Here is a 23,699-nt window from a genome sequence, read left to right on the forward strand (position 1 = left end):
TGCCTGTGACTTAGACCTTGGCGACGGTAACGAAACGGTTGCGATGCGCGCAACCTGTAACGCGAATGAACAGCTACTTGTGACGGGCATCACAACGTGAGCTGGGGGAATGTGGGTGCGGGTAATCGGTCTCGATTCGATCTCCAGCGGAGAAGCGCGTGTCACACCGGCCGCGGGCCGGGTGCGAGGCGTTAGCGTCGGTCCGTGGCGTCATCAACTCGTTCCGGAGAAGGCCCCCGGGCGCAGCCCGAACGTATTCCCAGAGCCGAGCCCGAACGTATTCCTTCCCCGGGAGGCGGCGCTCGATCCGCCGCGGTCGAGGAGCCGGATCCCGACAGGGCGCGTCGAGGGTGCACGACCGCTGCCCTCCTGGCTTTCGCCGGAGGACTGGGTGTCGCTGCCGCACCCGTCCTGCAAGCGGCACGGCCGGCGGTAGGCGCCACGGAGTTGCCGGGAGTCGGCGCCGCGGCCGTGTGGGCGGCAGTATTCGCCCTTGCAGCGCCGATCGTGGCGATCGCCACCCTCGTCGCGCGCAGGACGGCATTCGCCGGCGGCCTCCTCGCGGGCGCGGGTGCGGTCTCGATCGGCGCTGCCATCCTGGACGTTCAGCTGTGGACGGACGCAATCGATGCCAACCGACTGGAGCTGTTCCGTCCGCAGACGGCGGCGGAACTCACCGCGGGCACCGGCGCCTACACCCTCGTGGCCGGTCACATCCTGATCGTGCTCGCCGGCCTTCTCGGGATGGTGGCGGTCCACCGTTGCTCCCTCCTCGACGGCTACGGCGATGCGCGCAGTTCCGAACAGGTGGGACGCGCGACCGGAGCGCGAGTCGGCTTCCTCTTGTCCGCGGTGACGGTGGCAGCGGCCGTGGTGCTGGTCGGAGCACTGTTCGCGCCCGCCCTCGTGTCCTCGGATCCCGTCATCCTCGTGCCGACCGTGGTCGAATCCGATCTCGCGACCTCGATCGGGGCCGCGGCGATGGCCGTCGCCGTCCTGATCGCCGTCGCCTCCGCGTTGGCGTCGATCTCCCCGCCCGTGTCGGCGGGAGTCCTGATCGGGTCCGGGCTCGCTGCTCTGGGTGTAGTCGGGACGCGCCTCGTGGCAGGACTGGCCGCGGGTGAACGCATCGGGGTCGGGCCGGGCTCGGTGTGGGGAACCGTCGGAGCCGGCGCGTTGGTGTTCGCGGGGCTGTGTGTCCCCGCGGTCGACCGTGCCCGCGATGGTCGCATCCTGCGGGCGCTGGCCGGCGCCGCACCGGAACGGACAGGAACACAAGCAGCGGGGAAGGCGGGGGCCGTGACGCCGTCCGGGAAAGGCGTTGCCAAGGCCGCCGCCCGAGCGGAAGCCGAGGCAGCGCGCGCACGGCTCGCCCGATGGCACCTCGCCGCCGGAACCGCCGGAGCCCTCACCGCCGTCCTCGCCGCGACCGGGGCATTGCTTCCGGTGCTGGACACGCCCGCCTCGTTGGCGCGCCCCGACGTTCTGGCCACCCGGGTCGTCCTCGTCGCCGCCATCGTTCTCGCCGTCGGAACGATCTGGTTGTTCTTCTCCGAGTTCGCTTCGGCGGTGCGACCCGCGGTCGGAATTCTGTGGGTGACCATTCCCTTCTCCGTCGCGGCGGTGACCCAATCCGTGGTGCTCGCCACCGATGTACCGGGTATCAGCGCGGGCGCCGGCTCGGTTCTGCTGTGGTGTGCCGCGGTCGCCGCCGCCGTGACCGGGCTGCTCACCTGGTTCGCCGGTTCCGCGGAACGGGAGGAGATCGATACCTCCGAGGAGCGCTCGACCGACCTCGCGGTCCTCGTGGTCGGGGGACTCGGCGCCCTGTTCGCGTTCGTCGGACTGGCACTTCCGCTCTTCTCCGGCACCGATGCTGTGGGCGAGCATTCCGCTGCCGCCACCTTCGGGGAACTTCCCTGGGGGCTCGACGTGTGGGGGCGGGCGTTGCTGGGTGCGACGGTCGTCCTCGCGGTGATCGTGGCCGCGCGTGCGAGGCCTGCCCGGGCATGCGCACTCCTCCTGGGGGCAGGCGTCGCGATGGGGGTGTATCTGCTGTCCTGGCCACTCACCCGAGCGCGGCTGGAAGCCCCGGAAATGGGGGCCGGTGTTATCCCGTCCGCGGTGGGCATAGTGTTGGTTGCGGCTGCCGCGGCCCTCACAGCACGCACCGGAAAACGGTGAGCACCCCGCCGGAAAATCGGTGAGGCGCACCTCAGGGGGGCGTATCGCGTGATGTGGACCACATACCATGCACGCGGGCGCAGACCTGGCCCGGCAACTGGTTAAAGTCCAAAACAGACCCGCTCCTACCCCTCGAGCGGGTGTCAACGCAGACGAGACGGTGAGCAGATGGATCTCTTCGAATACCAGGCGAAGGAACTCTTCGCCAAGCACGAGGTGCCGACTTCGGCTGGACGTGTTACCGACACGGTCGCCGGCGCGCGCGAGATTGCCGAAGAAATCGGCAAGCCCGTGATGATCAAGGCACAGGTCAAGGTCGGCGGCCGCGGCAAGGCGGGTGGCGTCAAGTACTCCGCCGACGTCGACGCCGCCCAGGCGAACGCCGAGGCCATTCTCGGCCTCGACATCAAGGGCCATGTCGTCAAGAAGCTCCTGGTCGCAGAGGCGAGTGACATCGCCGAGGAGTACTACATCTCATTCCTGCTCGACCGCACCAACCGCACCTACCTGGCCATGTGTTCGGTGGAAGGTGGAGTCGAGATCGAGGTCACCGCCGAGGAGAACCCCGACGCCCTCGCCAAGATCCCCGTCGACGCCGTGAAGGGTGTCGACCTCGCGTTCGCGCGCAGCATCGCCGAGGCAGGAAAGCTGCCCGCCGAGGTGCTCGACGCAGCGGCCGTCACGATCCAGAAGTTGTGGGACGTCTTCATCAAGGAAGACGCTCTCCTCGTCGAGGTCAACCCGCTGGTCCGTACCCCGGACGACCAGATCCTCGCGCTCGACGGCAAGGTCACGCTGGACGAGAACGCTGCCTTCCGTCAGCCCGGCCACGAGGCGTTCGAGGACAAGGACGCCACCGACCCGCTCGAGCTCAAGGCCAAGGAAAACGACCTCAACTACGTCAAGCTCGACGGACAGGTCGGAATCATCGGAAACGGCGCCGGCCTGGTCATGTCGACCCTGGACGTCGTCGCCTACGCCGGTGAGAAGCACGGCGGCGTGAAGCCCGCCAACTTCCTCGACATCGGCGGCGGTGCGTCCGCCGAGGTCATGGCCAACGGGCTCGACGTCATCCTGAACGACGAGCAGGTCAAGAGTGTGTTCGTGAACGTGTTCGGTGGCATCACCGCGTGTGACGCGGTCGCCAACGGCATCGTCGGCGCCCTGAAGACGCTCGGTGACGAGGCCAACAAGCCGCTGGTCGTCCGCTTGGACGGCAACAATGTCGAAGAGGGTCGCCGCATCCTCGCCGAGGCCGCTCACCCGCTGGTCACGGTCGTCGGAACCATGGACGAGGCCGCCGACAAGGCTGCCGAGCTGGCCTTCGCCGCAAAGTAAAGGGACTTAAAACAACATGGCTATCTTCCTGACCAAGGACTCCAAGGTCATCGTCCAGGGCATCACCGGCGGCGAGGGCACCAAGCACACCGCGCTGATGCTCAAGGCCGGTACTCAGGTCGTCGGCGGCGTCAACGCCCGCAAGGCCGGCACCACCGTCACCCATGACGGCGGCGTCGAGCTCCCCGTCTTCGGCACCGTCGCCGAGGCCATCGAGAAGACCGGTGCGGACGTCTCGATCGCGTTCGTTCCGCCGGCCTTCGCCAAGGACGCCATCGTCGAGGCCATCGACGCGGAGATCCCGCTCCTCGTGGTCATCACCGAGGGCATCCCCGTGCAGGATTCGGCGTACGCCTGGGCGTACAACGTCTCCAAGGGCAACAAGACCCGCATCATCGGCCCGAACTGCCCCGGCATCATCACCCCGGGCGAGTCGCTGGTCGGCATCACCCCCGCCAACATCGCGGGCAGCGGCCCCATCGGTCTCGTTTCCAAGTCGGGCACGTTGACCTACCAGATGATGTTCGAGCTGCGTGACTTCGGTTTCTCCACCGCCATCGGCATCGGCGGCGACCCGGTCATCGGAACCACCCACATCGACGCCATCGAGGCGTTCGAGAAGGACCCCGAGACCAAGGTCATCGTCATGATCGGTGAGATCGGTGGCGACGCCGAAGAGCGTGCCGCCGACTACATCAAGGCGAACGTGACCAAGCCGGTCGTCGGCTACGTCGCCGGCTTCACCGCTCCCGAGGGCAAGACCATGGGCCACGCCGGCGCCATCGTCTCCGGCTCCTCGGGAACCGCGCAGGCCAAGAAGGACGCCCTCGAGGCGGCCGGCGTCAAGGTCGGCAAGACGCCGTCCGAGACCGCTGCGCTCGCTCGCGAGATCCTGCAGAGCCTGACCGTCCAGGCCTAGGCGCTCCGCGCCCGTGCGCCTTTTTGGTAGCTCCAACTACCAAAAAGGCGCACGGGCGGCTAGGCGTCTATCCAGATCTCCCCGGCCGGATGAAGTGTTCCCGCGCCTGCCGTGACTTCCGCGACCAGATTCGCCAAGTCCTCCGAATCGCGGGCCGCGAGCGTGAGTACCGCCTCTTCGCCGTACGTCGTCTCCACGACCACCACTCCGCGCATCCGCAGTTCCGACTCCACCCGACCTGCGTCGGCATGACGAGTTGCCAGCGTGTGAAGTTGTCGACGCTCCCGTGCCACGAGGCGTGAGGCGTCGATCGCCGCGGCCACCGCGCCCGAATACGCGCGGACCAGTCCGCCCGCCCCCAGTTTGATTCCGCCGAAATATCGCGTGACCACCACTGCGACGTCGACGAGGTCCCGTGTCCGCAGGACCTGCAGCATGGGTATCCCCGCCGTTCCGCCGGGTTCTCCGTCGTCACTCGAACGCTCGAGCCGTTCACTGGGTCCGTTCCCGACAATGTAGGCGGAACAATGATGCCGCGCATCGGGATACGCGCGGCGCTGCGACTGCACGAAATCCTGTGCCGATTCTGCATCCTCCACTCGCCGCAGGGCCGCGATGAAGCGGGAATGCTTGATCTCCGTTTCGACGGTGAGATCGGTAGCGCGGGGAGCGAGCGTGTACGGCATCGACCCATTGTCTCCCGCGCCGTTCCCGGCGGTGTGGGCCGCTACCGAGGGCAGTGACCCACGGGTATACGTAGGCTAGCGTCGGAAGAGCGCACGCAGACGACCACTTGTCGACGAGGAGAAGTCATGACGTTCCCGCCCGGCGGACCGAGCTACGGTCCGCCCGCGCAACAGAATGCAGCGCAGGAGAATGCAGGGGGAAATTCCAAAGGCCTGGGCTTCTTCCTCCTGATCGGTGTCGCCGTTCTCGGGTTGCTGAACCTGCTGTTCGGGTTCGCCCCGTACGTCACCGTCGTCAGCGAACCGCTCAATTCCTTCGAGGCGGGGTCACACGGTCTCGGGCTGCTGTTCCTCGGCGGTCTGCTGGCTGCGGTATCCCTTCTCCCCAAACAGAACTATGCGGGTGCCGCGGCGGCGGCGTCCATCTCCGGCTGGGTTCTCGCCCTGCTCATCTTCCTCAACTTCGACGCCGATTCGGGTTGGGGCGCCATCTTGATCCTTGTGCTGGGATTCATCCAGTCGGCACTGGCGGTCGCTGCGCTGCTGTTCGACATCGGCATCGTGAAGCAGCCGGTCCGCAGTCCTTCGGCCGCTGGTGCTTTCGGCCAGTCCGGGCAGGGCGGCTACGGCCAGGGCGGGCAACAGTCCTACGGGCAGCCGTCGCAGGGCTACGGTCAGCAGCCTTCACAGGGGTACAGCGGTCCGCAGGGCTTCGGTCCGCAGGGCGGTCAGCCGCAGCCGGGATACGGGCAGTCGGGCCAGTCTCCGTACGGCCAGCAGGGCTTCGGCCCGCAGGGCCAGCCCGGTCAGCAACAGCCCGGCCAGCAACAGCCCGGCCAGACGCAGTCTTCGCCAGGCCAGTCCGGTTACGGTCAGTCCTACGGGCAGCAGCAGGGCTATGGGGCAGGGTCGGCGCCGTACGACGCTCCGACGACCGCATATCAGCAGCCGCAGTACCAGGGGTATTCGCAGCCGGGCGCAACCCCCGCCTCGCAGTACCCGACGGGACCGGCGGGCACCAGTTACGGTTCGGCCCAGCACGCCGCCCCGGCCTACGGCGCGCAGTCCGGATCGTCGCCGGTGGAGCGCACCCTGGAGTACGGCGAGCAGTCGCGTTCCGAGTCGCAGCATGCCGACACGGGTGAGTCGTCCGAGTCCGAGGGCCAGGGTGCACAGACCCAGGCCTTCGACACCCGTTCCGACCGGGACGACAAGTAACGGGACAGAACCAAGCAGATGGCCTTCGACCGCCCATGGTCGGAGGCCACTTCTGTGCGGCGCGCCTGACTGCGGTCGTGGCGCCGAGGTGCCACTCTCGAGGGGATGAGTTCTTTGGTTGATCGTGTTCAGCGCAGGGCCGCACGAGGTGATGAGCGGCGATCCGCTGAAACTGGGCGGGGTCCGCAGGCCCGGGTGCCGGACCCCGACGAGGCGTGGGCGTTGCTGGCGGTGGCGTTCCGGCTGGCGGCGGTGACGATCGTTCTGCTGTCGGCGTTGGTCGTGGTCACGCTCGTCGCCGCGAACAGCGACCTGACCGGGACGTTCGGCGCGATCGCTGCGTCGTGGCTGGCGATTCACCAGGTTCCGGTCACCATCGACGGCACCGAGCTCGGTGTCCTTCCGTTGATTCCGACCCTGGGCATGGTATGGGCTGTCGCCCGCGGGTGCGCCGGGGCCGTCGACGTGGCGTCGTCGCGCCGCCGGGTTCTCCGAGTCGTGGGAGCCGCGGTGGGCGGCCCCTTGGTCATCACCGCGATCAGCCTGGCGGTAATCGCGGACGCATCGGCGGTCATCGCGTTGTGGCCACCGAATACTCTCGCCGCGTTCGGCTGGGTGTTGTTCGTGCACCTGCTGGCCGCCGGGCTCGGGGTTGCGGTCACGATGTGGCCGACGTGGTCTGCGGATCTTCCGGCATGGGCGCGGAACGCGGTGCGGCCGGGACTGCGCGCATTCACGGCGATTATCGGTGCAGGTGCCGCTCTGGTCACCGTGTCGTTGCTGGTGGCGTGGTCGACGGTCGGTGGGCTGCTCGAGCGGGGCGACGGTGTGGTGGGCCTCCTCGGGCTGACCGTGCTCTCGGTGCTGTACCTGCCCAACGTCGTGATCGGTGCGGCGGCCGCCGCGATGGGCGGCACGGCGGACATCGGGGACGTGACGGTGAGTGTGTTCGGGAATGTGGGCGGCTCACTGCCTCCGTTGCCGGTACTCGGCGCCGTTCCGGACGGCGCCGCGGGCGGTGCCTGGCCCGCTCTGCTGATAATTCCCCTGCTGATCGGTGTCATGCTCGGCCGCGACTCCGGGCGGCGCGTGGCCGGGCAGGAAGCTCTGTTCACGGTGGTGGCCGCGGCCGCGGGTGTGGGTGTGGTGGCCGCCATTCTCGGTCTGGTCGCCGGCGGTGAGCTGGGGGCCTTCGGCACCGTCCGGATCACGTGGTGGGTGTTCGGCGGACTGACATTCGCCTGGCTGGGATTCGTCGGAGCGATCACCGCGGTCGTCATCGCGTGGTTCCGCGGGCGGGGCGCTGACGACGACGCGGACGAGGCCTCGACCGACGAGGATGAACCCCATCTCCCGGGCGAGGAAGAGGTGCCCGCCATCGCCGCTCCCGTTCCCGATGCATCTCCCATTCCGGCGGGTAAAGCTCCGGGCAGGGTCATCGACGCGGAGCTCGTCGAGGATCCGGAGACACCGGCAGGCGCCGCGGCACCCGAGGACGACGAGGCCCAGGCCGAGGTCGTGGTGGACGCCGAGGTGGAGGAAGACCCGGCGACTACGGGATCGGATGCGTCCGGCGAAGCGGATCACGGAGCTGAAGGCGACCTGCCCCGAGGGTCCGCAACCCCCAGCGACTAGGCTCTTGCTCGGTCGACGATGCGACCGCCCGTTCGATTTCACCAGCCTTTCGATTGTTCAGGAGTAGAGCGCTGACTTCCTCGCGTGACCACCTGAGGCCGACGGCGGCGACCGGGACGTCATCGACGGCACCGGCCCGGGTCGTCGTACTCGCATCCGGTGCCGGCACCCTGCTGAGGTCGCTGATCGACTCCTCCCGAACCGGCGGATACCCCGCTGACGTCGTGGCGGTCGGTGTCGACCGGAACTGTGACGCGATCCGCCACGCAGAGGCCGCCGGAATTCCTTACTTTCGCGTGAGCCTGCGCGACCACCCGGACCGTGCGTCGTGGGACAAGGCACTCACCGAGGCTGTCGCGGCGCACGAGCCGTCGCTGGTGGTGTCGGCGGGCTTCATGAAGATTCTCGGCCCGGCCTTCCTCGACCGGTTCGGTGGCCGCATCATCAATACCCACCCCGCGCTGCTGCCCGCCTTCCCCGGTGCGCACGCCGTGCCCGATGCGCTGGCGTACGGCGTCAAGGTGTCGGGGTCGACGGTGCACCTGGTGGACGCCGGTGTCGACACCGGCCCGATCCTCGCGCAGGAACCCGTGCCCGTGCTCGACGGCGACGACGAGTCGACCCTGCACGAGCGAATCAAGACTGTGGAGCGACGGTTGTTGGCGGATGTCATCGCCGCTGTCGCCACCCGTGGAGTTGTATCCGATGGACGAAAGGCCGTGATCCCCAGTGAGTGAACGCAAGGCTGTGCGCCGAGCGCTCGTCAGCGTCTACGACAAGACCGGTCTGGTCGAGCTGGCTACCGGCCTGCACAAGGCGGGTGTCGAATTGGTGTCGACCGGGTCGACGGCCGCGAAGATTGCCGACGCCGGTATTCCGGTGACGCCGGTCGAGGCGCTCACGGGGTTCCCCGAGTGCCTCGAAGGACGGGTCAAGACCCTGCACCCGCGGGTGCACGCCGGGGTTCTCGCCGACACCCGTAAGCCGGAGCATCTCGCCCAGCTCGACGAACTCGGCATCGAGGCGTTCCAGTTGGTGGTGGTGAATCTCTACCCGTTCACCCAGACGGTCGCCTCGGGTGCAACTCCCGACGAGTGCGTCGAGCAGATCGACATCGGCGGTCCGTCGATGGTCCGCGCTGCCGCGAAGAACCACCCGTCGGTTGCGGTCGTCGTCGATCCCGCCCGTTACGAGGACGTGCTCGCGGCGGTTGACGGCGGCGGTTTCACGCTCGGTGAGCGGACCGCTCTCGCCGCTCAGGCATTCCAGCACACCGCGTCGTACGACGTCGCCGTGGCGAGCTGGATGACGTCCACGCTGGTCGACAGTGGTGACTCGCAGTTCCCCGAGTGGGCCGGTGCCACGTGGGACCGTTCGGCGGTGCTCCGCTACGGCGAGAACCCGCACCAGGCCGCCGCGCTGTACGTGAACCCCGCCGCTTCCGCAGGCCTCGCTCAGGCGGAGCAACTGCACGGCAAGGAAATGTCGTACAACAACTACACCGACGGAGACGCCGCCTGGCGTGCCGCTTACGACTTCAGCGATCCCGCGGTCGCGATCATCAAGCACGCGAATCCGTGTGGCATCGCGGTCGGCGGCGACATCGCCGAGGCGCACCGTAAGGCGCACGCGTGTGATCCGGTGAGCGCATACGGCGGTGTGATTGCCGCCAACCGTGAGGTCACCGTGGAGATGGCGGAGCAGGTTGCCGAAATCTTCACCGAGGTGATCATCGCGCCGTCGTACGCAGACGGCGCACTCGGTGTGCTGCAGCGGAAGAAGAATGTTCGCGTGCTTCTCGCGAAGGCGCCGAATCCCACCGGGATCGAGCTGCGTCCGGTGTCGGGGGGAGCGCTGCTCCAGGAACGGGACGTCCTCGACGCCGAAGGTGACAACCCCGCCAACTGGACTCTCGCGGTCGGGGACGCTGCCGACGAGCAGACCTTGAAGGATCTCGAGTTCGCTTGGCGGGCTTGCCGTTCCGTCAAGTCCAATGCCATTCTGCTGGCCAGCGACGGTGCGTCGGTCGGCGTCGGAATGGGTCAGGTCAACCGTGTCGACTCCGCCCATCTGGCCGTGCAGCGTGCAGGCGACCGGGTCGTCGGGTCGGTGGGTGCGTCCGACGCGTTCTTCCCGTTCCCGGACGGCTTGCAGGTTCTCGCCAACGCGGGCGTCAAGGCTGTGGTGCAACCGGGCGGTTCGGTCCGCGACAACGAGGTGATCGACGCCGCCAAGGAAGCCGGTATCACCATGTATCTCACGGGCGCGCGGCACTTCGCGCACTAGCGTTCGGCACTTCGCGAACGGGCCTCGGCTTCCTGCCGTGGCCCGTTCGTGGTTGTCAGGCCGCTGCGGCTGCGTGTCCCCGGCCGGTGCCTTCGAGTGTGCGCGGCGAACCGGTGATGACCACGCGTGCGGCGCCTCGGCTGCGGATCTCGCTGATCAGCTCACCGAGGGTCGCTTCGTGTGCGGCGTCGCAATGCGACAGGTCGAGCGTGACCGCGTATCCGGTGAGGTCGTCGGGCAGGCCTGGATACGGGGGCTCGGTGGACAGTTGGTTGATCCGAAGTTTCATGGAGTGCTCCTGCAGGTGAAGGGTAAAAGAAAAGGCACCCGAGGGGTTTGCCCTGGGTGCCCGAGAAGAACTGGATGGATTCTCGTCATTCTCGGGGTGCGCCGTACTTGGAGATGTGCTTGTCGGCGGTGCAGTGACGCCATGCGGGTACGGATGCGAAGAGCGCGTGAAGCTGCATCATGTCCGTACCTTTCTGCGTGACGTTGCTGGTTGGTCGATGACCGTACAGCACCGATCGAGGGTTGTGCACTTCCATTATCGGGTCCGCCGCGCACACTGCCGAGCTCAGCAGCGATCTTTCGTGCAGAGTTGCCGTACTGTTCACCTTCTCGCGATTCGCCGCTTCGGTCACAGGTTGCTCTCGATTCGGTTTCGAGCATCACATTCGTTCGTTGCAGCTGCTTCACTCGGGGCTGATGTGACTCGTGTGGCACCTGCGGAAGGAGAGTGGCGCCCGCACTGCGACGTGCGCGCCCATCCCCGGTATGAACAGAACTGCAATCAAGGCCGGCCTCGGTGCCTGCGTCCTCGGCGCCTCCGTACTCATTCCCGCCCATGTCTCGGCGCAGCCGGATCCGGCGCCGACAGCGACCGGCACCGAGCTCGCCGACCTCACGGTTTTCCTCGACCCCGGTCATCAAGGTTCGGCCGAGGGGAACGACCTCACCCGGCAGGTCGACGACGGCCGAGGTGGAACCAAGGACTGCCAGACGAGTGGGATGACCTCATTGGGCGGGGTACCGGAGCACACGATCAACTGGAATGTGGCGCAGCTGGTGAAGAGCAGTCTCGAAACCTTGGGCGCGTCGGTGGTGCAGAGCAGGCAGAACGACACCGGCTGGGGTGGATGCGTCGACGAACGAGCGCGCGCGGCGAGCGAGTCGAACGCCGACGTGGCCGTGAGTATTCATGCCGACTCGACGGCGTCGGGTGAGGACGCCGGGAAACACGGCTTCCACATGATCGTCCCGACCCTGCCGATACCGGACGAGGCGGCGAACGCGGCCCAATCCGGGGGCGGCCTCGAAGCGTCGAAAATGATGCGCGACGCCTATGTTGCCGACGGGTTCGTCCCTGCCAATTACGCGGGGGTGGTCGACGGCATCCAGACCCGCGCCGATGTGGCGGGACCGGCGCTCACGAAGGTTCCACTGGTGTTCGTCGAGATGGGTAACGGTTCCCATCCGGAGGACGCAGCCCAACTCGAAAGTGCCGACGGTCAGTTGAAGCACGCGATCGCGATCACCACGGGCATCGTCACGTATTTGCTGACCGGTTCGTCGGTTGGGTCCGAAATCGACGCCGTACAGTCGGCCGCCGCGACCACCAAAGCGGACGCGACCACCACCACTGCGCCCCCGTCGTCAGGGTCGCCGACCACCACCACGACACCGAAGGCGCCATCGGCCGCGGCAGCGCAAGACACGACCACGACGGCTGCCACAACCTCGGCATCTGCCACGACCACGGCACCGACCACGACCACTAATGCACTCGAGACCGCGACACCGACGACCACGACGCCGTCCGCACCGGCGCCAGCCGGGGAATCGACGGAACTGTCGCGGCTGCTCGAGACGCTGCGACCGCTTCTCGAGGTCGACGGAGTGGACGGTCTCGAGGATCTGGTGAACAACGAGAACCTGGGGCTCGTCTCCGACCTGGCCCGGACACTGATGGCGATGCTGAACGACGTCCGGCCGAACTGACTACAGGGTGGCCACCCAGGCGCTGAACGGCTCGGCGAACTCCGACGAATAGGGGAGGGGCTCGACGTAATCGGGGCCTGTGGACGGGCGGTTCCCGACGTCCTTGAGGACATGGCTGGCGTTCACCATGCGCACCGACGTGAGAGCAGTGTGCGCCAGTGCGGCATCGAGTCCATCGACATCCGCCACCTGCACCTGGATGTCCTTCGCCGAGCAGCTCGTCAGAACAGGGAAGCCGGAAGGGAGGCGGCCGGCGAGCGTGCGAGGGTCGAGCGCATCCTCCTCGGCGAGGGCTTTCGCGTTGGCGTGGACCAGACCCGCGTTCTGCAGTGGCTCGGGCAGGTTATCGGGGATCGTTCCGTCGGTGCGGAGCGACTCGACGGTGTCGGCCAGGGCAAGCCGGAGTTCGTCCGCCAGTTCCACCGGCAACTGCCCGGCGCCCACAACGGTGTCCAATTGGGCGGAGATCTGGGTCGTCAGCAGGTCGAGGAGGCGGACACTGAGCGGTTCCAGAAGTCCCACGGCACGGACCCGGTTCTCGCCGATGGCGGTGGCGAGCGCCAAGGCGACGAGTCCGCCGTCGCTGTGACCGATGACGATGAGCCTCGACGGGTCGACACCGGGTTGCGCCGCGAGGAAGTCCAGCCCCGCCGATGCGGCGTCGACGAACGTGGTGAATCCGAGGTCGCCGATCTCGTCCACCTCATAGGGGCCGAGAGCGGTTCTCCCGCTGCCGATTTTGTCGTAGCGCAGGCTCACGATGCCGTGCTGCTCGAGTAGATCGGCGAGGAAGCGGAGGGTTCCGATGTCGCCGGGGAGGAGGCCGCTGTCACCGTTTCGATCGGTGGGTCCGCTACCGGCGAGCAGGAGCGCCCCGGGTGCGGACGCCCGGGTCGTGTGCTCGGGGGTGCGCAGGCTGCCGTAGTAGGTGACGGCACCGCTCTCGAAGGTGATCTCGGCGTCAGGCATGGGGACTGTCTACCAGTTCCGGACGAACGGTCGCGAGGCGGAAGCGCACCGAGTTCCGTGAGGCGGAGCCGACCCCAGTTCCGTGAGGCGGAGCCGACCCCAGTTCCGTGAGGCGGAGCCGACCCCAGTTCCGTGAGGCGGAGCCGACCCCAGTTCTCAGAGAAGCGACACAGTCCTCACAAGAACGGCGAATAGCGTTCAGGTCAGCACATCCCGCCGGCGCTGCGCCGGATCGAGATCCGACTCCAGGAAAGGTGCCACGCCATGAACGTCGTACAGCTGAACACGGGTGGGTATGTCGCCGCCCTGTTGTCGCTCGATTTCGTCGATGGTGCCTTCCGCGGCGATGCCGTCGAGCGCATTCATCGCGGGGAGGTCGACGAATGGGCCTTCGCCCTGGCCCGTACCGGGTTGTTCGGGAACCGTGCCGTGGCCGAAGCGGTCCAGTCGTGGCGAGACGATCCGCGGTCGCTGCTCGATGCCCTTCTCACCGACGCGGACGAGGTGCTACGCAAGCGTTACGACGTCGCCTGGCAGGCGCTGGACAGGGTGGCGACGGTCGGTTCGGCCGCGTACGCGTGACGCGGGGTGTGACGAAATCTCGCCGCTTCGCCGCGTCAAGGCGTGCCGATTGTCTCGAACACTCGTAGCTTGGAGTGGTGACGTCATCGCAACAGAGACCTTCCACACTCGGCGAGCTCCGCGAGTCGGGCCATGTTCAACGCACCGTCAAGGAAGAAATCCGCGAGAATCTGCTCGCGGCCTTGCGTGACGGACGTGATCCGTGGCCCGGCATCGTCGGGTTCGAGGAGACGGTGTCACCGCAACTCGAGCGTGCCCTGATCGCCGGGCACGACGTGGTGCTCCTCGGCGAACGTGGACAGGGCAAGACACGACTGCTCCGCACACTCAACCTGCTCCTCGACGAATGGACTCCGGTGATTGCCGGTTCCGAACTCGGGGAGCATCCCTATGAGCCCATCACCCCGGCCTCTATCCGTCGGGCACGCGAACTGGGTGACGCCCTGCCCGTTCTGTGGCGGCATCGCAGCGAACGGTATTCGGAGAAACTCGCCACGCCCGACACCTCGGTGGCGGACCTCGTCGGCGACGTCGACCCCGTCAAGGTGGCGGAAGGCCGCAGCCTCGGTGACCCCGAGACCATTCATTTCGGATTGGTGCCCCGTGCTCACCGCGGCATCGTCGCCATCAACGAACTCCCCGACCTCGCCGAGCGCATCCAGGTGTCGCTGCTCAACGTGATGGAGGAGCGGGACATCCAGGTTCGCGGGTACACCCTGCGGCTTCCCCTGGATGTTCTGCTGGTGGCGAGTGCGAACCCGGAGGACTACACCAACCGTGGTCGCATCATCACTCCGCTCAAGGACCGGTTCGGCGCCGAAATCCGCACCCACTATCCGAACCATCTCGACGACGAGGTCGAGGTGATCCTTCAGGAAGCGCATCTCCTCGCCGAGGTGCCCGAGTATCTGCTCGAAATCCTGGCGCGCTTCACCCGCCTGCTGCGCGAGTCGACGTCGGTCGACCAGCGATCGGGTGTGTCCGCGCGATTCGCGGTGGCCGGGGCGGAGACGGTGAGTGCCGCGGCGGTCCATCGGGGAGCTGTTCTCGGCGAGGCGGACCCGGTCGCGCGGCCGGTAGACCTCGAGACCGTCGTCGACGTGCTCAGGGGCAAGGTCGAATTCGAGTCCGGTGAGGAAGGGCGGGAGATCGAGGTTCTCGAGCACCTGCTGCGCCGGGCAACGGCCGACACCGTGCGGGCGAGGCTCGGCGGCATCGATCTGGCCCCGTTGGTTGCCGCCGTCGAACAGGGTGAGCCCGTCGTCACCGGTGAGCGAATCACCGCCAAGGTGCTTCTGAACGAGCTGCCCGAACTCGACGTCCTGGACGAACTGGCCGAGCGGCTCGGCGCCGAATCGGATGGGGAACGCGCCGCGGCCGCCGAGTTCGCGCTCGAGGGGCTGTACCTGGCGCGCCGGATCTCCAAGAACCCCGACATCAACGGCCAGACGGTGTATTCGTAATGACCCGCAAGGCGGAGCGCGGGTCGCACAACGCGCGGTACGGGCCGTACGAAGGCGGTGATCCGCTTGCGCCGCCCATCGACCTGAGGGAAGCCCTGGCCGCGATCGGCGACGACGTGCTGTCGGGCAGTTCGCCGCGTCAGGCGTTGCGGGAGATGCTTCGGCGTGGCAATCGCGATATGCGGGGACTCGACGACCTGGCAGCCGAGGCCAATCGGCGTAGACGGGAACTACTGAAACGAAACAATCTGAGCGGCACCCTCGAAGAGGTGCGGGAGCTCCTCGACCACGCCGTTCTCGAGGAACGCAAGGCGCTGGCCCGCGCACTCGATGACGACGCCCGGTTCGCGGAAATGCGGTTGGCGGAACTACCGCCGTCGACGGCGCAGGCCGTGCAGGAGTTGGCCGACTACGACTGGCGTAGCTCCGAGGCGCGCGCAGACTACGAGAAGATCCGGGATCTGCTCGGCCGGGAGGTGCTCGATCAGCGATTTGCGGGCATGAAACAGGCCCTCGAAGGTGCGACGGAGGAAGACCGCGAACGCATTCGCGACATGCTCACCGATCTCAACGACCTACTCGACAAGCATGCCCGCGGTGAGGACACGCAGGAACAGTTCGACGATTTCATGAACAAGCACGGCGAGTACTTCCCCGAGAACCCGCGCAACGTCGAGGAGTTGCTCGATTCGCTGGCGCAGCGCGCAGCGGCCGCGCAGCGTCTCCGGAACTCGCTGTCGCAGGAACAACGCGACGAACTGGATGCGCTGGCCCAGCAGGCATTCGGCGACCCGTCCCTGATCGGACAATTGGATCGGCTCGATCAGCACTTGCAGGCCGCCCGGCCGGGCGAGGACTGGCAGGGCTCGCAACGGTTCCGCGGCGACCAGGGCATGGGACTCGGCGAGGGGACCGGTGCCCTGCAGGACATCGCGGAACTCGAATCGCTCGCCGAACAGCTGTCGCAGCAGTACGCCGGGGCGGCACTGGACGACATCGATGCGGAGGCACTGGCCCGGCAACTCGGTGACGAGGCGGCCGCGGACGCGCGGACCCTGGCAGACCTCGAGAAGGCGTTGCGGGATCAGGGTTTCTTCGACCGCGGTGCCGATGGTCAATGGAGGCTGTCCCCGAAGGCGATGCGGCAACTCGGGCAGACGGCGCTACGGGATGTGGCACAGCAGCTGTCCTCACGTGGGGGACAGCGGGAAACCCGGCGTGCGGGCGCGATGGGTGAGCCGACGGGAGCCTCCCGGGAATGGGCGTTCGGGGACACCGAGCCGTGGAACGTGACGCGCACGATGACCAACGCCGTGCTGAGGGCGGCGGCCGAGGTGTCGGATCGCCCCCGCGTCCCGGTCCGGTTGTCCGTCTCCGACGTGGAGGTGATGGAAACCGAGCAGCGGTCGCAGGCGGCGGTCGCGCTGCTCGTGGACACCTCCTTCTCGATGGTGATGGAAGGCCGCTGGGTGCCCATGAAGCGCACCGCGCTGGCACTGAATCATCTGATCAGCACGCGTTTCCGCAGCGACGAGCTGCAGCTGATCTCGTTCGGCCGTCACGCGCAGGTGCTGACGCCGTCGGAACTGGCGGGCTTGGACGGCGCCTGGGATCAGGGCACGAACCTCCACCATGCGCTGTTGCTCGCGGCGCGACATCTGCGTCGGCACCCGAATGCGCAGCCGGTTGTTCTGATCGTCACCGACGGCGAGCCGACGGCACACCTCGAGCCGGACGGGTTCGCGTACTTCGACTACCCGCCGAGCGCGCGCACGCTGGGCCTCACGGTGCGCGAACTCGACACCCTCGCTCGGCTCGGCGCCCGTGTGACCTTCTTCCGGCTCGGCGACGACCCCGGCCTGGCGCGAGTGGTGGATCGGATGGCCGAACGCGTCGGGGGACGGGTGGTCGCACCCGGCTTGGACGGTCTCGGCGCGGCTGTCGTGAGCGACTTCATGCGGCGCAGGCGCTGAGTGCGGCTCCGCCGCCCGTGAGTACTTGTTAACCGCGGGCGGTTAACAAGTACTCACGGGTGCGTCAGCGCACTGTGGAGCACGGTGTCTATGAAGGGCAGCAACACGTCCGGATGCATGGCGGCCCCGCCCTCGTGCAACTGCTCACGCACGGCTTTCAGAACCGATACGACATGGGGTCCGCCGTCGAGGAGGAAGCGTATCAACCCGTGCCGCTCACATTGGGCCACAACAGGAATCAGCGTTTGCTGGGCCTCCTCCTTCCGGCCGGCTGCCCAGAGGCAGGCTGCCAGCAGTCGAGTGGCTCCGAGTCGCGCAAGCTCACGTCCGGTTCCGGCGAGTGCCTGTACCCAATTCTCGGCCAGATCGCACGCGAGGCTGAGCTGCTCAGGATCACCGCTGCGAAGCATCAGCAGGATCGTGGCCTCGTTCTCCATCTCGGCGGTGACCCGTTCGATTCCGTCTGCAGGCTCCTGACGTGATCGGCGGGTGAGGGATACGACACCGGAGCGAGGCGGATACCCCAGTCGGGCACGTTCACAGTCCACCGCAGCCCGCAGCCGCGGGAGAGAGTATTTGTTGGCGGTCCGGATGCCTTCATCGAGCCGGGATACCGCGCCGTCATGGTCGCCGCGTATGGACCTGATTCGGGCACTCGCGCAGTAGTGCCGGATCATGAAGTCCGAGGCGCCACCTAGCGCCGCTGCGTCGCTGGTCTCGTCCAGTAATTCTTCAGCCTCGTCGATTCGATTCTGCTGGTAGAGATCCTCGGCGAGCAGTACGCGGGTGAGTCGCGCGTGCTGGGATTGGGTGTTGCCGGCGTCCCGTACGAGATTGAATGCTCGGTGATACAACTCGCTCGCCCCAGCGATGTCGAGTTGTTCGGCTCGGGCCATACCGGCGAAACAGTATCCGTAGGCCACGGCGTAGGGTCCGGTGGCCTTCTGGTGGTATGGGGTCGCCCACACTTGCCGGTCGTAGGCATCACTGAATCGAAACTCGTAGGTGTCGACGATGGTATCGATGAGTGCCGCCATCGACACGACGAAGGGGTGGTGCTCGTGGGCATGGGCCAGGCAGTGAGCGACGAGATCTTTGACACCGGCTGCGCGGTCAGCGGTGATGGTGGTATCAGCCTGCAGCACATCGGCTTCCACCTTCAGTTGGGCGAGTTGGTCGTCGGGGAGGTCGAGTGTGTTCAGGAGCTCGAGTGTCCGGTGTCGGGCCTTCGTTGCAACGTCGAGTTGCTGTAGTTCAGTGTTCGCCCAGCCGATCGTCAACTGCAGGCGCGGACTGGACAACACCAGATCGGGTGGCAGCTTGGCAATCAGGCCGAGGAGCGTGGACATCTGGGACCGATCGAGTAGGTACAAGCTGTCGTTCTCGAGCAGCCGGACTGCTGCAGTTCGGTCACCGGCAGCAAGGGTGTGATCGAGCGCCTCGCCGAGTAGGTGCCGCTCACGGAACCACGCGGCCGCCCTGCGATGCAGTGCCGCGATCCGATCCGGATGGTCACGTTCGAGGCGCTGCCGCAGAATCTGCGCAAACAGGTGGTGGTAGCGGTACCACCTGCGGTCCTCCACTGTTCGGGTGAGAAAGAGGTCGCGGGCGACGACCTGATCGAGCTTCGCCGTCCCATCGGGGACGCCTGTGAGAGCTGAAGCCAGTTCTCCGCAGACCCGGTCCGGTACTGCGGTCGCGAGGACGAAGTCGAGGAAGTCGGGTTCGAGGGCATCGAGTACGTTCTCGGCGAGATACTCGCCGAGTGCGTCGGTCCCGGCGCGCAATTGGCCCAACAAGGTCTCCTGGCCCTCGGATTCCCGCAGCGACAGCGATGCCAGCTGTAGCGCCGCGATCCATCCATCCGTCGAGGCTCGCAATTCCTCGACATCGGAATCGGCCGGAGGGATCTGCATTCGGTCGGTGAAGAACTGCCTTGACTCAGAAGAATCGAAACCCAGTGCTGCGGAGTCGATTTCCAGTAGTTCGTCGCGAACCCGCATACGGCTGAGCGGTAACCCCGACCGGGTACGGCTGGCCACGATGATCTGAAGGTGGTGGCAGGCGTTGTCGAGAAGAAACTCCATCACCGCGATAGATTCGGGCGCGGAGACCCGATGCCAGTCGTCGATCACGGCGACGAGCGGTTCCCCGCTCTCGTGTAGTCGGTTGATCAGGGAAGTGAGCACGAAACGTTCAGTTGCTTGCCCCTGTTCTTCGAGTGATTGACCGAGATCACCGACCAACTCGGCGCGAACCCTCTGGATCGCTTCGACTAGATGCGACAGGAACCAGACCACATTGTCATCGTCACGGTCGACGGTCAGCCATGCCACTGACACTCCCTGGGAAACGAGTTCCTCCCGCCACTGTGCAACCAGGCTGCTCTTGCCGAATCCTGCCGGTCCATGGACGAGGGTGAGTCTGCGACCCTGGCCGGCGCGCAGTGTGTCGAGCAAGCGGTGGCGCCACACCAGTTTTCGGGACGTCGTGGGTGGACGAAACTTGGTCAGCGGGGAAGGGGGCGTTCGTGGCGCTTGCACCCTGTAGGGGCGCGGACGAGACCGTGGTGCGGCGTCTGGAGGTCGCCATTGTGCCGTTCCGGTGGACTCCGCCCCTCTGTCCGGGAGAGGGGAACGTTGCGGTGGTACCTGCATTCGATCGACAGCGATGTGATGCCTGCGCTCCACGGCGCGAAGTTCGTTGCCGAAATCGGCGGCGCTGTCGAACCGATTCTCCACGGCACGGGCCATGGCCCGTTCCAACGTCGCGCACACGTCCTCTGGTATTCCGGACTCTCGCAGATCCGGGATCGGTTGCGAGGAGATACGGAGGAATTGTGCAACGACCTGTTCACCACTGAGTCGCTCGAACGCGGCGTGCCCGGTGAGCGCGCAAAACAGAGTCGATCCGAGACTGTATACGTCTGACGCGGCGGTCGGCGGTCGGCCTTCGAGGACCTCGGGCGCGGTGAAGGCGGGGGAACCGGTGATCGACCCAGAGGCGGTTTCGAAGCCTCCGGAAACTCGTGCGATACCGAAGTCTGTCAGCTGCGGCTCGTCGTACTCGGTCAGCAGGATATTCGCTGGTTTGACATCCCGGTGCAAGGTACCGACTCGGTGGGCGGTCTCGAGAGCGCCCGCGATCTTTATCCCGAGCCGAACGGTCGGTTCCCATCCGATGGGGCCGGTACTCCGAATCTGCGCGTCCAAAGAGCCGTGCTCATGATAGGGCATGACCAGAAAGGGGCGGTTGCTCCGTGTAACCCCCACTTGATACAGGTCGACGATGTTGGGATGTCCGGACATCCGACCCATTGCTCGTTGTTCGCGCACGAAGCGGGCGAGGTTCTCGTGGTCGAGGTCTGTTGTCAGGACTTTGACGGCGACCGTGCGGTCTACCGCTTCGTGGAGGCAGCGGTAAACGACCCCGAACCCGCCCCGTCCGATCTCCACAGCGTCGTCGAAACCAGCGGCAGACAGTTCGGCCGCGATATCCGGCTCGCGCTGAGTGGCCCACCGGTCGTCCGCCATTGGCATCCACCACCTCTACGCTCTCCCCAGAATAGTCCGCGCATCTTCACGGCGACCCGAAGTAGTGGGACAGAGCGAATGGGAAATGAACGCTTCAGAGTGTCCAGCGGGGGGTGCGCACCGTTGTCGGTGACCAATGAAGTCACAGCGTGGTGGGCGCGGCGACCCCCGCGGTAATGGCGCAGAGGCGATCGGGTCGGCTCGTCGCTGTTGCCTTCGTAGTCGCACGCTCCGAGAGGTCTACCGGGGTGGTTTCCATGTCGTTACGGGCCCGACACCAGGGGGCGATCAGAGTCTCGTAGTGGACCCGAGTGAAGTCGGCCGTGCCGACCAGGTCGGCCAGTGCGACTGCCGCTGCCGCGTCGCGCACCGCGGCCGCCGTATCAGCGCAGAGGCGGTCGTCGAGACGAACGGTGGCGTCGTCCATGTACTCGCGTTCCCATGCCGCATCCTGCGCGCGGTACCAACTCTTGATTCGTCCGGCTTCCCAGGCCGCACCACGGGCAGCGATCCATGCACTGAGTCGCCGGTGACTGCCGACCAGACTCTCGGTGCGGGTCAGTGAGTGAAAGTCGCTGTGCAAAATTTCGGCGACGTCAATTGCGTGCCGGATGACCTGTCGCCAGTTCGGTCCGAAGGCGTGGTTGCACGCATCTTCGGTGACCTCGAACTGATCGAGAATCATCAGCGCCTCGTCGACAACGTCGACATGCAGGTAGTAATCACCGGGCAGCCCGCACCGGCGCAGCAGCTGGAACGCGACGAATGCTTCGCCACGAACGGCGGCGCAATGGATGAGAACACCGAGGATCGAGATTCGCAGCTCCGGTGCGTAAGTTCCCCGAGGGGGGACCGGATACCGGCGGACGAACTGCGCGGCTCGCGCTGGAAGGAGCCGGAGCTCGTCGGTGACCACATTCTCCCGCATCACACGCATCCTTCTTTCCAGAAAACCCCTCGGCACGACCGAAGAACCTGGTTACTCGAACTGACAATCATCACTGGTTCCGCGCCGTGTGTGCAGTGTCGAAAACGGTGTCAGCACTCGACGTAGTTGACAGGGACGTTGACCGCGAGCCCACCGGTAGAGGTTTCTTTGTACTTCGAGAGCATGTCAGCGCCGGTCGAGCGCATCGTCTCGATCACCTGGTCGAGGCTGACTCGGTGAGTACCGTCGCCGCGCAGCGCCATCCGCGCAGCGTTGATGGCCTTACCCGCAGAAATGGCGTTACGTTCGATGCACGGAATCTGGACCAAGCCCTCGATGGGATCACAGGTCAACCCAAGGCTGTGTTCCATTGCGATCTCGGCCGCATTCTCGACTTGCTCCGGGGTGCCGCCGAGGATTTCGGCCAAACCGGCCGCCGCCATGGATGCGGCGGAGCCCACCTCCCCCTGACAACCGACCTCGGCGCCGGAAATAGAGGCCCGTTCCTTGTACAGGGAGCCGATGGCCCCGGCAGTGAGCAGGAATTGAATCGCGGTCTTGTCGGGGTCGGCCCTGCCGGCTGGGGTGTAGTGCACGGCGTAGTGCAATACAGCGGGGATGATTCCGGCCGCCCCATTCGTGGGAGCTGTGACGATGCGGCCACCGGAGGCGTTCTCCTCATTGATCGCAAGCGCGACGAGGTTGACCCAGTCTTCGGCGAATTCTGGTGCCCGATATGGATCCTCCCGGTCCAGTCGCAGAAACCAGTCGCGGGCGCGCCGGCGAACCCGCAGTGCACCCGGCAAATACCCGTCGCGCGAGATACCACGCTGCTCGCACTCGACCATCACATCTCGGATGTGTAGCAACTGTTCGTGTATTTCGAGGGTGGACCGTGATTCGTGCTCGATCGAGAGCATGAGGTCGCTGATGCTGCACTCGTAGCGGTCGCAGAGTTCGAGAAGTTCTTTCGCAGATCCGTAATTCAAGCCGCCAGCCGACGCGGGGGTGGTTTCGATGCTTTCGGCCTCGGTGACGACGAAGCCACCGCCCACCGAGAAGTAGGTCTCCTTGTGCAGTTCGTCGTTCTCGTCGGCGTAGGCGGTGAGTGTCATTCCGTTGGGGTGGAAGGGCAGGACGGTCAAGGGACGCAGGATGATTTCGTCCTCGGCGAGCGCGATGTCACGGGATCCGCCGAGTGAGATGTGGCGGGTGCTGCGCATGATCTCGAGCCGGCGTTCCATCTCGTCGGTCTCGATATCTTCGGGACGGTATCCCTCGAGTCCGAGTAGGACCGCGGACATCGTGCCGTGTCCGGCGCCGGTTGCCGCGAGTGAACCGTACAGGTCTACCTTCACGTCGACGACGTCCTCGAATGCTCCGAGGGTGTGCAGGTCGGAGATGAATCGTGCGGCGGCTCGCATGGGACCGACGGTGTGCGAACTCGACGGACCGACACCGACGGAGAACAGGTCGAACACGCTAATGGTCATGGAATCACAATCCTGTGTCTGTGCACTTCGAGGGCACGCGGTGGAGGCAGGGACGGCAGCAGGAATGCGCGCTCATATCGCTTCGCTGAGCTCATCGGTGTATTGAGCGGGAGCGAGCAAGTCCTTCGTGGACGATGTGTGGAAGGGCAGGATGGCGAACAACCATCCCGAGTAGTGGGGGTCGCGAGCTACGAGTTGAGGATCGTCGATCGCAGCGATATTGGTCAGCGTGACGAGGCCACTGAGGGGAGCGTACATCGTGACCACCGTCCGCGAGGACGACCAGATCAGTGCACACGGAGCGCCTGCGTTCACTGTGCTCCGTACTGCGGGAAGGTCGAGTCCCACGACATCGAGACCATCGAGAGCGGTTGCAGTGATGCCCGCTCTCAATGGGTAGTCCGACAAGGCTTCTCCCGGTGTAAGCGCCAACCAGCTGTGCGATGAGGTGTACATCCGACCTGTGGGCAACTGCATATCTCCCATGGCTTTTC

General features: G+C 66.2%; 18 protein-coding genes. 11 read left to right on the plus strand and 7 right to left on the minus strand.

The window, feature by feature from the left end; translation table 11 throughout:
- Positions 1–204 precede the first annotated feature (204 nt).
- The 3 genes from L1080_RS02050 (at position 205) to sucD (ending at position 4,441) form a co-directional block, all read left to right on the plus strand.
- The gene (locus L1080_RS02050; RefSeq protein WP_250771886.1) at positions 205–2,184 is read left to right on the plus strand and encodes a hypothetical protein; all 1,980 of its coding nucleotides are present in this window, start codon (positions 205–207) and stop codon (positions 2,182–2,184) included.
- 168 nt (positions 2,185–2,352) lie between these two features.
- Positions 2,353–3,522 (plus strand): ADP-forming succinate--CoA ligase subunit beta, encoded by a 1,170-nt coding sequence (gene sucC / locus L1080_RS02055; protein ID WP_109332700.1) that lies wholly within the window; start codon positions 2,353–2,355, stop codon positions 3,520–3,522.
- A 16-nt stretch (positions 3,523–3,538) separates the two neighbouring features.
- Positions 3,539–4,441, plus strand: coding sequence for a succinate--CoA ligase subunit alpha (gene sucD, locus L1080_RS02060; RefSeq protein ID WP_015889388.1), 903 nt, complete (start codon positions 3,539–3,541; stop codon positions 4,439–4,441).
- Between the two features lie 59 nt (positions 4,442–4,500).
- Here sucD and L1080_RS02065 read toward each other — a convergent pair whose 3' ends face one another.
- Positions 4,501–5,127, minus strand: coding sequence for an IMPACT family protein (locus L1080_RS02065; RefSeq protein ID WP_109332699.1), 627 nt, complete (start codon positions 5,125–5,127; stop codon positions 4,501–4,503).
- A gap of 126 nt (positions 5,128–5,253) precedes the next feature.
- Between L1080_RS02065 and L1080_RS02070 the strand changes: the two genes are divergently transcribed.
- From L1080_RS02070 to purH, 4 genes are all read left to right on the plus strand, one after another.
- Entirely contained in the window at positions 5,254–6,345 is a 1,092-nt protein-coding gene (locus L1080_RS02070) for a DUF5336 domain-containing protein (protein ID WP_250771883.1), read from the plus strand.
- A 114-nt stretch (positions 6,346–6,459) separates the two neighbouring features.
- Entirely contained in the window at positions 6,460–7,980 is a 1,521-nt protein-coding gene (locus L1080_RS02075) for a cell division protein PerM (protein WP_250772070.1), read from the plus strand.
- A 53-nt stretch (positions 7,981–8,033) separates the two neighbouring features.
- A complete protein-coding gene (gene purN / locus L1080_RS02080; protein ID WP_250771881.1) occupies positions 8,034–8,717 on the plus strand; it encodes a phosphoribosylglycinamide formyltransferase in 684 nt (227 codons plus the stop codon).
- Positions 8,710–10,266: a bifunctional phosphoribosylaminoimidazolecarboxamide formyltransferase/IMP cyclohydrolase gene (purH, locus tag L1080_RS02085; RefSeq protein WP_159924919.1), complete on the plus strand. Its 1,557-nt coding sequence runs from the start codon at positions 8,710–8,712 to the stop codon at positions 10,264–10,266. Before purN ends, purH begins: the two co-directional genes overlap by 8 nt.
- Positions 10,267–10,321: 55 nt before the next feature.
- Here the strand turns inward: purH and L1080_RS02090 are convergent, their stop codons facing one another.
- A complete protein-coding gene (locus tag L1080_RS02090) occupies positions 10,322–10,555 on the minus strand; it encodes a hypothetical protein (RefSeq protein WP_159924921.1) in 234 nt (77 codons plus the stop codon).
- Positions 10,556–11,040: 485 nt separating this feature from the next.
- Here L1080_RS02090 and L1080_RS02095 point away from each other — a divergent pair, with 485 nt between their 5' ends.
- Entirely contained in the window at positions 11,041–12,264 is a 1,224-nt protein-coding gene (locus L1080_RS02095) for an N-acetylmuramoyl-L-alanine amidase (RefSeq protein ID WP_250771879.1), read from the plus strand.
- On the opposite strand, the gene L1080_RS02100 is transcribed toward L1080_RS02095, so the two are convergent.
- Positions 12,265–13,233: an alpha/beta hydrolase family protein gene (locus tag L1080_RS02100; RefSeq protein ID WP_250771876.1), complete on the minus strand. Its 969-nt coding sequence runs from the start codon at positions 13,231–13,233 to the stop codon at positions 12,265–12,267.
- Between the two features lie 264 nt (positions 13,234–13,497).
- On the opposite strand from L1080_RS02100, the gene L1080_RS02105 reads away from it, so the two are divergent.
- From L1080_RS02105 to L1080_RS02115, 3 genes are all read left to right on the plus strand, one after another.
- Entirely contained in the window at positions 13,498–13,815 is a 318-nt protein-coding gene (locus L1080_RS02105; protein WP_159924927.1) for a hypothetical protein, read from the plus strand.
- Between the two features lie 77 nt (positions 13,816–13,892).
- On the plus strand, positions 13,893–15,278 hold the full coding sequence (locus L1080_RS02110; RefSeq protein WP_109335301.1) for an ATP-binding protein: 1,386 nt from the start codon (positions 13,893–13,895) through the stop codon (positions 15,276–15,278).
- Entirely contained in the window at positions 15,278–17,251 is a 1,974-nt protein-coding gene (locus L1080_RS02115) for a vWA domain-containing protein (RefSeq protein WP_109332690.1), read from the plus strand. The genes L1080_RS02110 and L1080_RS02115 overlap by 1 nt, the downstream gene beginning before the upstream one ends.
- Before the next feature lie 53 nt (positions 17,252–17,304).
- Here L1080_RS02115 and L1080_RS02120 read toward each other — a convergent pair whose 3' ends face one another.
- The 4 genes from L1080_RS02120 to L1080_RS02135 form a co-directional block, all read right to left on the minus strand.
- Positions 17,305–20,784 carry a protein kinase domain-containing protein gene (locus tag L1080_RS02120; protein ID WP_374434086.1) on the minus strand — a complete coding sequence of 1,160 codons (3,480 nt, stop codon included), beginning with the start codon at positions 20,782–20,784 and terminating at the stop codon, positions 17,305–17,307.
- Positions 20,785–20,926: 142 nt separating this feature from the next.
- The gene (locus L1080_RS02125) at positions 20,927–21,712 is read right to left on the minus strand and encodes a hypothetical protein (protein WP_250771871.1); all 786 of its coding nucleotides are present in this window, start codon (positions 21,710–21,712) and stop codon (positions 20,927–20,929) included.
- A gap of 110 nt (positions 21,713–21,822) precedes the next feature.
- Positions 21,823–23,205: an L-serine ammonia-lyase gene (locus L1080_RS02130; protein WP_250771868.1), complete on the minus strand. Its 1,383-nt coding sequence runs from the start codon at positions 23,203–23,205 to the stop codon at positions 21,823–21,825.
- Positions 23,206–23,277: 72 nt separating this feature from the next.
- Positions 23,278–23,691, minus strand: coding sequence for a glycine cleavage system protein H (locus L1080_RS02135; protein WP_159924932.1), 414 nt, complete (start codon positions 23,689–23,691; stop codon positions 23,278–23,280).
- Between the last annotated feature and the right edge of the window lie 8 nt (positions 23,692–23,699).

It is taken from the genome of Rhodococcus sp. MSC1_016 (assembly GCF_023667485.2).
GTDB classification, from domain to species: domain Bacteria; phylum Actinomycetota; class Actinomycetes; order Mycobacteriales; family Mycobacteriaceae; genus Rhodococcus_F; species Rhodococcus_F oxybenzonivorans.